7 protein-coding genes are annotated in these 11,947 nt (G+C 56.8%); 6 read left to right on the top strand and 1 reads right to left on the bottom strand.

The genetic code is table 11. From position 1 onward, the window contains the following. Nucleotides 1-187: 187 nt before the first annotated feature. From AC1AY0_RS02050 to AC1AY0_RS02040, 3 genes are all read left to right on the top strand, one after another. Nucleotides 188-1,456 carry an MFS transporter gene (locus AC1AY0_RS02050; RefSeq protein WP_476524270.1) on the top strand — a complete coding sequence of 423 codons (1,269 nt, stop codon included), beginning with the start codon at nt 188-190 and terminating at the stop codon, nt 1,454-1,456. A 7-nt stretch (nt 1,457-1,463) separates the two neighbouring features. After that, nucleotides 1,464-3,017 carry an alpha-N-arabinofuranosidase gene (locus tag AC1AY0_RS02045; RefSeq protein WP_476524268.1) on the top strand — a complete coding sequence of 518 codons (1,554 nt, stop codon included), beginning with the start codon at nt 1,464-1,466 and terminating at the stop codon, nt 3,015-3,017. A gap of 273 nt (nt 3,018-3,290) precedes the next feature. Further along, nucleotides 3,291-4,637: a glycoside hydrolase family 30 protein gene (locus tag AC1AY0_RS02040; RefSeq protein WP_476525664.1), complete on the top strand. Its 1,347-nt coding sequence runs from the start codon at nt 3,291-3,293 to the stop codon at nt 4,635-4,637. A 101-nt stretch (nt 4,638-4,738) separates the two neighbouring features. Here AC1AY0_RS02040 and AC1AY0_RS02035 read toward each other — a convergent pair whose 3' ends face one another. Beyond that, a complete protein-coding gene (locus AC1AY0_RS02035) occupies nt 4,739-6,010 on the bottom strand; it encodes an ATP-binding protein (protein ID WP_101625179.1) in 1,272 nt (423 codons plus the stop codon). Nucleotides 6,011-6,201: 191 nt separating this feature from the next. On the opposite strand from AC1AY0_RS02035, the gene AC1AY0_RS02030 reads away from it, so the two are divergent. From AC1AY0_RS02030 to AC1AY0_RS02020, 3 genes are all read left to right on the top strand, one after another. Further along, complete coding sequence (locus tag AC1AY0_RS02030; RefSeq protein WP_476525662.1) at nt 6,202-8,706, top strand: glycoside hydrolase family 31 protein; 2,505 nt, start codon at nt 6,202-6,204, stop codon at nt 8,704-8,706. A gap of 105 nt (nt 8,707-8,811) precedes the next feature. Next, entirely contained in the window at nt 8,812-9,450 is a 639-nt protein-coding gene (locus AC1AY0_RS02025) for a TetR/AcrR family transcriptional regulator (RefSeq protein ID WP_476525661.1), read from the top strand. A gap of 137 nt (nt 9,451-9,587) precedes the next feature. Continuing rightward, the gene (locus AC1AY0_RS02020) at nt 9,588-11,942 is read left to right on the top strand and encodes a glycoside hydrolase family 3 N-terminal domain-containing protein (protein WP_101625357.1); all 2,355 of its coding nucleotides are present in this window, start codon (nt 9,588-9,590) and stop codon (nt 11,940-11,942) included. Nucleotides 11,943-11,947 lie beyond the last annotated feature (5 nt).

Raw genomic sequence — 11,947 nt, 5'->3', positions numbered from 1 at the left:
GCTTACTGCGCTGTGCTATATGGGCGAATTAAGCACTATTTTCGACACGCCGATGCGCTATCTTATATTTTTAAGATATAAGATACATGAGTCAGACAGATCAAGGATGTTTGTCTGAGCTATGGCAAATCGCTCCGCCCGAAGAAGGGTGCAATGCCGTAGGGAAAAAGAAGTATAAGGAGATAGCATGTCTCAGGAAACTCAGGAAGCTGCTGTGCAGCCCGCTTCCAATCCACTCTCGAAGATCGACAAGACCCGCTTCTGCGTTGCGTTCTTCGTGTTCTCGTTCTGCTGGATGCTGGCACTGCAGGTCGTTGCCGCCGTGCTGCTGCCGCAGCGTCTGTCTATCATCGCCCCTGATTCCAAGGACGCGATCTTCGGTGTACTGAACTCAGCCACCGCACTGGCTTCCCTCATTTCCAACCTTGTTGTCGGCAACATGTCCGACCGCACGCGCTCCGTTTTCGGCCGCCGCACCCCGTGGATTGCCTCCGGTGGTCTGCTGGCAGGCGTCACCCTGTTCCTCATCGGCTTCCTGCCGGATGGTGTGAGCATCGGCGTGAGCTACTGCCTTGCTATGGTCGGCCTCAACATGATGATCGCTCCGGTCGTTGCGTCCCTGTCTGATCGTGTTCCTGAAGATATGCGCGGCACCATGTCCGCATTCATCTCCGCTGGTACTCTGTTCGGTTCCGCTCTGGGCCAGATCGTTGGCGCCCAGTTCATCACCATGATGATGCCTGGCTTCGTTGTTTCCGGTGTGGTGATGGCGCTCTCCGGCATTCTGACCGTCATCTTCTGGCCGCGCGAGGCTTCCAGCAAGGATATGCCCAAGCAGAAGGCTGATTTCAAGAGCATCCTCGTGAGCTTCAAGCCCCCGGTCAAGGGCGCTCGCGACTTCTGGCTGGCCTTCGTGGGCCGCTCCCTGCTGCTCTTCAGCTACTACATGATCCTCAACTACCAGCTCTACATTCTGCAGGATTACATCGGTCTCGATGACAAGTCCGCTGGCTCCACCCTGTCCATCATGTCCATCGTGCTGATGATCGTCTCCCTGATTTCCGCACTGTCTGCCGGCCCAATCTCCGATAAGATCGGCCGCCGTAAGGTGCCGGTTGTGGCCGCCAGCCTCCTGCTCGCCGTTGGTTACGCTATGCCGTGGCTGCTGCACAACGCCATGGGTATGATTCTCTTCTCCGCCATCGGTGGCTTCGGCTATGGCATGTACGGTTCCGTGGATCAGGCTCTGAACGTCGATGTGCTGCCGAATGAGGAAGAAGCCGGCAAGGACCTCGGTATCCTCAACATCGCCACCACGCTTGGTCAGATGGTTGGCCCGATCGTCACCTCCTCGATCGTTGTGGCAACCGCATCCTATGCACTGGTGTTCCCGACCGCCATCGCCCTGGCTGTGGTTGGCTGCGTGTTCATCATGCTCATCAAGAAGGTGAAGTGATTTCATCATGACGGTATTCATCAACCCCAACCAAGAGATTGGGCGTATTGACCCCAAACTCCACGGTCAATTCATTGAATTCCTCGGCGAATGCATCGATGAAGGATTGTGGGTGGGGGAGGATTCCCCGATCGAGAACGAAAACGGCTACCGCAAGGCCACGCTGGATGCACTTCGCGCCCTGAAGCCACCGGTCATCCGCTGGCCTGGCGGTTGCTACGCCGACACCTATCATTGGCATGACGGCGTGGGCCCGCGCGAGGAGCGCAAGACCACGTTCAACGAGAATTTCGCCACCTATGAGCTGGATGACCACTCATTCGGTACGGATGAATTCCTGCGCCTGTGCGAGATGCTCGGTGCCGAACCGTGGATCAACATCAACATGCTGTCCGGTACCGTTGCCGAAATGAAGGATTGGATGGAGTACTGCAACCGCGAGCAGCCCACCGATCTGGCTCGCGAGCGTGCGGCGAATGGCCACCCGGCTCCATATGGCGTCAAATACTGGGGTATCGGCAACGAAGTGTGGGCAGGCGGCGGCACCATGACCCCGTCCACCTACCTTGATGAATACCGTCGTTTTGCTTCGGCCATGCCATCGTTCACTACGGATGTGTTTGCGCCCTCGCCGATGTACGCCATCGCCTGCGGTCCGGACGGCAACAAGCCGCGCGAACGTGTGAAGTGGACCGAGGACTTCTTCCGTGGTCTCGCCGAATATCGCCAGCCGCCCATCAACGGCTACGATCTGCACTTCTATAACTGGAATGTGGATAATGACGCGGATACGCCTACGGAATTCGACGAAGCCGGCTGGAACAAGGTCATCGCCGGATGCCTTGAACTGGAAGACATTCTGCGCGACCAATGGCGTCTGATGAACGATGGTTTGGCCTTGATTCACGAGCCTGAAGTGGCCATGGATACCAAGCTCGAACATGTCGATCTGATTATCGGCGAATGGGGCAACTGGCATAAGCCGGCCTTCTTCGCGCGCCCGGCGTTGAAGCAGCAAGTCACCATGCGTGACGCAGTGACCACCGCTCTGACGCTGGACCTGCTGCAGCGCAACTGCGACAAGGTGTCGATGGCCTGCAATGCGCAAACCATCAACGTGCTCAATTCGCTGATTCTGACCGAAGGCGAGTCCACCATCCTGACGCCGAACTACGACGTGTTCATGATGTATCAGGCACATCGTGGGGCAGTGGCTCTCGATATTCCTCGCTCTGACGCTGATGATGAGTCCGTGTATGTGTTTGCGTCCAAGTCCGCCGATGGCAGTGAGATTCTTATCAACCTTACTAATGCGCATATGGCTGATGCGGCCGGGACAACGCTGGTGCTGCCGGCTGGTGCGCAAGTCAAGGAAATGCAAGAGCTCGCTTCGGCTGACCCGCACGACTGCAATACGGTTGACGAGCCCGATTTGGTGCGTGTGCACAACGTGCCCGTTGACGACCGCGTCACCGTACGCCCGGCTTCCGGTTCGACCTGCGAAGTCACCGTGCAACTGGCTCCGGCTTCCGTAAACACGGTACGCATCGCGCTCGCATAACAATCCGCCTCACTGGCTCCCTTTCGAGAGAAGGGGAGCCTTTTTCTTACCTGCAGATATCAGTCAGCATTGGTAACTACTAAAAAGTAGATAAAAATAATCGCTGATATTGCTTTTATTAAGACACGCCGTTGTGTCGTACTGTTTTCTTGCGCTATCATTTATCTAGTAGTTACTAGATAAAGAAGTCAGCTAGTGACGAATGACATAACTCAACGAAGAGTGCGCGACTGATTCGCCGCGCAAAGTCATAGTAAAGAAAGGAAATCCATCATGACCACATGGATCGCCACCATCCCGGACGCCAAGCTTGTGGATCGTTCGGCCGAAGTCGCAGCCACTGGTGCGACTGCCGCTGCCGATTTGCAGCTCGACGGCAACGAATACCAGTCGTTGCGCGGCTTCGGCGGCTGCTTCAACGAACTCGGCTGGTTGCCGCTGCAGACCGTGACCGAAGCTGAACGCGATCAGATTATCAAGGAGCTCTTCGACCCCGAAGAAATGAACTTCACGTTCAACCGCGCACCCGTGGCCGCCAACGACTTCGCTGACCACTGGTACAGCTACGACGAGGTCGAAGGCGACTATGACATGGAGCACTTCTCCGTCGAGCGCGACGAGGAAACTCTGATTCCATACATCCACCGTGCTCAGGAATGGCAACCGGATATGCGCCTGTTCTCCAGCCCGTGGTCTCCGCCGACCTGGATGAAGCGCCCGAAGGCCTACAACTACGGTCGCCTTATCCAGACTCCGGAAAACCTCAAGGCCTACGCGAAGTACCTGGTCAAGTACATTCAGGCCTACGCCGAGCACGGTATCACCGTGAACCAGCTGCATGTGCAGAACGAGGTGTTCGCCGACCAGAAGTTCCCGAGCGCCCTGTGGGACGCTGAAGCCCTGAAGGTCTTCATTCGCGACTACCTCGGCCCCGCTTTCGATGAAGCCGGCCTCGACACCGACATCTGGCTGGGCACCCTCAACGGCCCGGAAGACATGAAGTGGACCGGCGGTGGCTACGGCATGGCCCTCAACAACTACAACCGTTTTGTGGACAACATTCTCTTCGATGACGGCGCCCGCCATTACATCAAGGGCATTGCCTACCAGTGGGCTGGCCAGAACTGCATCGCCCGCACCCACGAATCCTGGCCGGAGATTGAGCTCATCCAGTCCGAATCCGAGTGCGGCGACGGTCAGAACACTTGGGAGTACGCGGAATACGTATTCCACCTGATCAACCACTACTTCCGCAACGGCGCCACCGCCTACACCTACTGGAACATGATCCTGGACGATCAGGATTCCACTTGGGGCTGGTGGCAGAACTCCCTGTTCACCATCACCGCCGACACGCACGAAGTGCGCCGCAACCCCGAATACTACGTGATGCGCCACTTCTCCAAGTACGTGCGTCCAGGCGCCAAGCTGCTCGGCACCACCGGCCACTTCAACTCAATGGCCATCGCTTTCCGCAACCCGGACGGCACGGTGGTCGTGGTGGCCCAGAACGCACTCGAAAACGAGATGCCGTTCGAGTTCGCCGACCCGGCCGACGCATCCCGCGGCCTCAAGGTCACGCTCGCCCCGCGCTCCTTCAACACCTTCGTGCTTGACTGATTGATTTCAGCATCCTGAATGAACCGCGCCCTGATTGTTGTTGCAGTACTGCGACCCAACAATCAGGGCGCAGTTTCTTATGGGCAGTATGTGTATATTGTCTAATCGCGGAGTAGCCAATCTTTAGCGTTGACCACGGTGATGCCTTCCTCGCTGATTCCGGCCGAGTACGGGTCAAGGGTGATGATGATTCGGGGGAAGGCGTCGGTGAGGGATACAAGTGGGGCAAATTCACGTGCACGGGTGTTTTCGTCCAATAAACTTGCGGTGACCTGAATATATTGCTTTTGCATGCCACCTGATGCAATGCGCGATGCGATGAAGTCGATTTCCGATGTATCGCTGGTCCCGATGCTGACCGTATATCCACGGCGGATTAGTTCCATGTACACGGCACATTCCAAACGGGCGCCAACATCGCGTGGAGAGAATCCTGTTGCGAGTCCCCTGAAACCATTATCGACTGGGTAGTATTTGCTCAGCGGGCGTAGCACTGTTTTACCTTGCATGCCTTCTTGGTTGGCCCGATACAGCAGAAATGCGCGGCATAGAGCATCAACTTGGGTGATGACGGTTCCAGCGCTGATGGACTGTCCGGCACTGGTCATGGTATTGGCCACGTTGCGCGCGGAAAATAGCGAACCAGAGGTGGAGAACAAGAACCGACTCAGTTTTTCTAGACTATTAAGATCGCGTATGTTGTATCGCTGGGCAACGTCTTTGAACAAGATAGATTGATAGATATCGCGTAGCTCGGCTCCTATGGATTCCGTGGTTCTTTCTCGCAGTGCGAAGAGGCCTGGCATGCCGCCATAGAGTAAGTAGTCGGCGAGTAAATCGTCTTGGGAACGGTCCTGTGCTTCTTTGGTGCTGTGCGAGAAATCAAGGTATTCGCTGAACGACAAAGGGAATGTGGGAATTTCAATATATCGACCGGTGAGATAGGTGGCCAGATCGCTGGAAAGCAGGTTGGCATTGGATCCAGTGATATAGACGTCAGTGTTTTCGCGCGTATGCAGACGTCTGACGACCTTTTCCCATCCGGGGACGTCTTGGATTTCGTCGAGCATTACGGTAAAGGGGTAGGCTGTATCGGCGCGTTCGGTCGCCTGGATAAGTTCCTCATGTAAATCTGTGGCATCGTAATCAAGAGGAATGTCGAATGCGTCGAATCGCTTGTAGAACAGGTTTTGGCTCGGAACGCCATCGGAAGTCAAAGCGTCGGCCAGCATGGCGAGCACCGTCGATTTACCGCAGCGCCTGACTCCGATAATGACCTTGATATCCGGTGTGTTTCGATGGGCGAGCACTCGATTCAATAAATCCGGGCGGGGAATGTAACCAGGGGTAATAGGGTTATTGAGCTGATTCATTTTATCCTCCTGATTTTATAAAATGTCAAATATATTATTCGATATTACTATATGCAGGATAATTGAACAATATGATGAACAACTTTATAATCGAGTTGCACTGTTGCGCGATATGTTTGATGCCATGATTTGGCGACTGTGAATGATATCGTTGTCATGAATTCAGGCGTCACTATGCGAAGGAGCTCGGCATGGCCTTTCCGAAACTTGCGACTAATCCCGGCATGAACCAGGCTGCGGTGATTCAAGGTGACCACTGGCGTATTGGCATCCTTACGGAATCGCTTATCCGCCTCGAATGGCAAGGCGACGGCCACTTCGAGAATCATGCCACGCAAATGGTCGTCGACCGTAACTTTGCTGGTGAGACCCCATGCTTCACTCAAGCCGTTCGCGATGGGCTGCTTATCGTTGATACGCCGTCTTTGCGTTTGACTTATGATATGCGGCCTTTCAGCAAGGAAGGCCTGAGCATTGTGGTCAAAGGCGTGTCCAACTCCCAGATGAACACCTGGCATTACGGGGATGTGCAGCGCGGTAACTTAAGGGGAACGGCTCGCACGCTCGATGAAGTGAATGGCGAGACGGAGCTTGGCCTCGGCGTGATCTCGCATGATGGCTGGGCGGTTATCGACGACTCAGCTTCCAACATCATCGTTGATGGCGATGAGGCTGCCGAAGTCAAAGGCGAGACCAATCCGTTCGGCACTTGGGTGGTTCCGCGTGACAACGATGGCATCGACCTGTACTTCTTTGGTTATGGTCTCCATTTCATTGAAGCTGTGCAGGATTTCTATCGCCTGACCGGTCCGACTCCGCTGTTGCCGCGTTTCGCTCTTGGCAACTGGTGGAGCCGCTACCATCGCTACACCGGGGCCGAATATCTGGAGCTGGTAGATCGCTTCGAACAGGAGGGTTTGCCGTTCACCACCGCCGTTATCGACATGGATTGGCATCTCGTGGATGACGTGGATTCCAAATACGGTTCCGGTTGGACCGGATACACCTGGAACCGCAAGTTCTTCCCCGATCCCGAACGATTCCAGCACACTCTGCACGAGCACGGCCTCAAAACCACGCTGAACGTTCATCCGCGCGATGGCATTCGTGCTTTCGAAGATGGCTACGCCGAAGTGGCTGAGCATATGGGAATCGACCCCAAGAGCGAAGAGCCGGTGGAATTCGATTTGACCAGCCCACGATTCATGGATGCGTACTTCCAGCTGCATCATAAGCTTGAAAACATGGGCACCGATTTCTGGTGGCTTGACTGGCAGCAGGGCGGTGTGACCCGTCAAAAGGGTTTGGATCCATTGTGGATGCTTAACCATATGCATTACCTTGATTCTGGGCGTGATGGCCATTGGCCGCTCACCTTCTCCCGCTACGCAGGCCCGGGCTCGCATCGTTATCCGGTCGGTTTCTCCGGCGACACGGTGGTTACCTGGGAATCGCTGAAATTCCAGCCGTACTTCACCTCCACCGCATCCAACATCGGCTATGGCTGGTGGAGCCACGACATCGGCGGCCACATGTTCGGCTACCGCGATGAGGAGCTCGAAGCCCGCTGGTATCAGCTCGGCACATTCAGCCCGATTAACCGACTTCACTCCACTGATTCGCCGTTCAATGGCAAGGAACCCTGGAACTTCCATGCTGAGGCGGAAGCGGCAATGGATATGGCGCTGCGACTTCGCCACATGCTCCTGCCGTACTTGTACACGATGAATTGGCGTGCTGCGGCTGAAGGCCGCCCTCTGGTTGAGCCGATGTATTGGCAATCTCCTGAGAATGCGAACGCCTACGGTGTGGAGCAGGAATTCCGCTTCGGTACGGAACTGGTTGTAGCTCCGATTGTCACGCCTGCCGACCGTGATGTGCAGTTGGCCAAAGCGGATGTCTGGTTGCCGCAGGGCACCTGGTTCGACTTCTTTACCGGGCGTCGCTATGAATCCCGTTCGGCCAACGGTCGTAAATTCGAGGTGTGGCGCGGGCTTGATGGTATGCCGGTGTTTGCCAAGGCGGGCGGCATCGTGCCGTTGCAGCAGCTGGATGAGCTGAATGGTCGCGAGAACTCCGTCGATAATCCGGTGCATCTCGAGGTGTTGGTGTTCCCTGGTGCTTCTGGCGCGTTTACGCTCAAGGAAGACGATGGCTCCAATCAGGCTCGCCCAGACGAATCGGCATTGGCCGCCACCGCCATGACCTTTGCTTGGCATGAGGCTGATGGTCTCTCCAGTTTCGTCATCGAGCCGGCGGCTGGCAATACTGCAGCCGTCCCCGAATATCGCGCCTGGAGCATCACCTTCCAAGGTGTGGCGCAGGCTGATCTTGTGGTTACTGTAGATGGTGAGCCTGTTGAAATCCAGACTTCGTATGATGCGGATACATTTGGTCTGACGGTTACCCTCACCGATGTTCCGACCGTTGCGCGGGTTGTGGTTTCGGGCGCATTGAGCATTGCGGAAGATCCGGCCATCGAAGACGCATTCCGTGTACTGTACGACGCGCAGATCGATTACCTCACCAAAGAGCGTGCATACTCGCTTATCCGCGAGAACGGTGCCGGGGCATTAGGGGCATTGCATACGCTGGAAAGCAAGGCCAGCAGCCATCCTCGCCACGACTTCGATGACTCGCATATGCCGATTTCAGTGATTCAGGCCGTGGCTGAGCCATTGTTGCGCACCGTGTGACGAATCCGCGGCAATCTAATGACCATTAAAGCAGGCTCCCATTGCATTTCGCAGTGGGAGCCCTTCATTACCGCTTGGTAATGAAGTGGGATACACTAGGCAGCTATGGCTGCAGAAACCACTTCCAATCACAAACGAGTTCGTAAATCGCCGCTTGAGCGCAAACGTGAGATTCTCGATGCCGCAGTGCGCCTGATTTCTGAACGTGGGTACAACGGCATTTCGGTGCAGGATGTGGCGGATGCAGTAGGCGTCACCAAGCAGGGCGTGCTGCGATACATTGGCAGCAAAGACAATATGCTTTCGATGGTGTACCTCGAGAACTATAACGAGGGCGGCAACGTCAGCGAATTCAAGTCTTCCGGGCTTCCGGGATCCACTGTTGAAGATCTTCGTCTACCGGCCTATCTGCGATATCTGGTGCATTACAATTCCCAGCGTCGCATGCTGGTGCAGCTATTTTCCGTGCTGCAGGTGGAAACCTTTAACCCCGATCACCCGCTGCATGAGGAGTTTGCCGATCGCCAGAACTCGATTTGGGAGTACTATTCCGGCTTTGACTGGCGCATTCCTCCATCATTCTCTTCGTTCGATGAAGTACGCCCCACGGTGCGCAAAGCGCTGGAGGTCATGGATGGCATCCAGTTGCGCTGGCTGCGCGAACCCGCCATTGACCTGAACGAGGAGTGGGCTGAATTCGAGCCGTTGCTGTTCCCGTCGCCCCTGTGGGACGGCTATCGCTGATTACGCGCAGTTACTGCTTCGTTATGCCTCCCTGGGGCAAAGCTTTCGCTATTTTCCGCGTGTTGTTTCTCATATCGCGTTAAACTACCAATCGGTAATTAAAGATGTTCGATTTCATCGAAGAAAGCGAAACTGCCATGACCGAAAACACCGCAACCGCCGAAACCTTGCCTTACAAGAATCCTGAACTGCCTGCGTCCGAGCGCATCGCAGACCTGCTCTCCCGCATGACGCTGGAAGAGAAGGTCGGCCAGATGATGCAGCTTGACGCGCGCGGTGGCGATCTGGATGACCTCATCGTCAATAAGCACGTCGGCTCCATCCTGCACACCAGTCCGGAAGATCTGCCGCGCGCGGTCAAAACCGTCAACGAGAAAACCCGCCTCGGCATCCCGCTGGTCATCGGAGATGACTGCATCCACGGCTACTCCTTCTGGCCTGGAGCCACCATCTTCCCTTCGCAACTCGGCATGGCACTGAGCTGGGATGCTGAAAAGGTGCGTGCTGCAGGCCGCGCCACCGCTGAGGAAGTCTCCTGCACCGGTGTGCACTGGACCTTCTCCCCAGTGCTGTGCATCGCCCGCGACACCCGCTGGGGCCGCGTGGATGAAACCTTCGGCGAGGATCCAACGCTGATTGGTGAGCTCGCCTCCGCTATGGTCAAGGGCTATCAGGGTGGCGCCAAGGCCGGCGAGAAGCTTCCGAAGGATGCGATTTTGGCCTGCGCCAAGCATTTCGCCGGTTATTCCGAAACCCAAGGCGGACGCGATGCTTCCGAGGCTGACCTGTCTCACCGCAAGCTCGAATCCTGGTTCCTGCCGCCATTCGAGCGTGTGGCCAAGGAAGGCTGCGGCACCTTCATGCTCGGCTACGAATCCATCGACGGTGTGCCGGTCACCTTCAACAAGTGGCTGCTGACCGATAAGCTGCGCGGCGCATGGAAGTACAACGGCACGTTGATCACCGACTGGGATAACGTCGGCCGCTCCGTCTGGGAGCAGAAGGTCAAGCCGGATTATGTGCACGCTGCCGCAGACGCGGTCAAGGCCGGCAACGATCTGGTCATGACCACCCCGCAGTTCTACGAGGGTGCCATTGAAGCCGTAAAGACCGGCTTGCTGGACGAATCCCTGATTGATGAAGCCGTCGCCCGCATTCTTGCCCTGAAGTTCCGCCTCGGCCTGTTCGAGGACCCGCGCTTGCCTGATGCCGAACGCATCAAGACCATCATCGGCTCCGAGGAACACCAGCGCATCAACCTCGAACTGGCTCGCGAAGCCGTGGCACTGCTGCGCAACGACGGCAACTTGCCGTTCGCTGCAAACAAGGCCAAGCGCATCGCCGTGGTCGGCCCACTGGCCGATGACGCACAAAACCAGCTCGGCGACTGGACCGGCAACTCCGGCCAGGTCTCCTGGATGCCGGACGGACAGCCGCGCGAGATGATCACCACCGTGCTCGACGGCATCAAGCAGCTTGCCGGCGAAGACACTGAAGTCGTGTACTCCCGCGGCGCCAACATCGTGGACCTCGTTACCGATCCGGCCGGTGAACTCTACCCAGATGGGCAGCCTCGCCCGAAGATCGGTGTCTCCGCCGCAGTCGATCAGGCAATGCTCGACGAAGCCGTGGCCAACGCTCGCCAGTCCGACCTGATCGTGGCCGTGGTGGGCGATACCGTGCAGCTCACCGGCGAAACCTGCTCCACCGCCACCCTCGAACTGCTCGGTGGCCAGAACGCGCTGCTCAACGCGCTTGCAGCTGTGGCCAAGGAAACCGGCAAGCCGATGGTCACCGTGCTGGTGAGCTCCAAGCCGCAGATCTTGCCTGCATCCATCGTGGGGGAGAACGGTGTGTTCGCCAAGCGTGTGAGCGACCCTGAAACCGGCACCGGCTCGATTCTGTGGGCCGCTAACCCGGGCATGAAGGGTGGTCAGGCCATCGCCGAAATCATCTTCGGCATTACCAACCCATCTGGCCGCCTGCCTGTCACCTTCCCGCGTCACGCCGGCCAGCTGCCCGTCTACTACAACCAGGTGCGCGGCCAGCATGGCGATCGCTACGCTGACCTCACCCAGGATCCGGCATTCGCATTCGGCGAAGGCCTGAGCTACACCACCTTCGAATATGGCGAGCCAACCATCACGGGTAGCGCATCCAACGCAGACGGTACCTTTACCGAAACCGATACCGTGCACGCCGAAATCACCCTGACCAATACGGGTGAAGTGGCCGGCACCGAGGTCGTGCAGTCCTACATCGGCGACATCGTGACTTCCTACAGCTGGACCGACCGCGAACTGAAGGCCTTCCAGCGTGTGGCACTTGAACCCGGCGAGACCAAGACCGTTGCCTTCGATATCCCGGTGGCCGACTGCACCATCGTGGATTCCGAAGCCAACCGCATTGTGGAGCCCGGCGAATTCGAGCTGCTCATCGGTCATTCATCCCGCCGTGAAGACCTGAAGCGCACCACCTTCACCGTGGCATAGCAATC

Source organism: Bifidobacterium sp. LH_416, from assembly GCF_056357055.1.
Note: the sequence above shows the minus strand (reverse complement) of the source record. Positions and strands in the feature narration are given on the sequence as shown.

Excerpts from the sequence above, each read along its gene's own strand:
- AC1AY0_RS02050 (WP_476524270.1), top strand. The coding sequence starts at position 188 with ATGTCTCAGGAAACTCAGGAAGCTGCTGTGCAGCCCGCTTCCAATCCA.
- AC1AY0_RS02045 (WP_476524268.1), top strand. The coding sequence starts at position 1,464 with ATGACGGTATTCATCAACCCCAACCAAGAGATTGGGCGTATTGACCCC.
- AC1AY0_RS02040 (WP_476525664.1), top strand. The coding sequence starts at position 3,291 with ATGACCACATGGATCGCCACCATCCCGGACGCCAAGCTTGTGGATCGT.
- AC1AY0_RS02035 (WP_101625179.1), bottom strand. The coding sequence starts at position 6,010 with ATGAATCAGCTCAATAACCCTATTACCCCTGGTTACATTCCCCGCCCG.
- AC1AY0_RS02030 (WP_476525662.1), top strand. The coding sequence starts at position 6,202 with ATGGCCTTTCCGAAACTTGCGACTAATCCCGGCATGAACCAGGCTGCG.
- AC1AY0_RS02025 (WP_476525661.1), top strand. The coding sequence starts at position 8,812 with ATGGCTGCAGAAACCACTTCCAATCACAAACGAGTTCGTAAATCGCCG.
- AC1AY0_RS02020 (WP_101625357.1), top strand. The coding sequence starts at position 9,588 with ATGACCGAAAACACCGCAACCGCCGAAACCTTGCCTTACAAGAATCCT.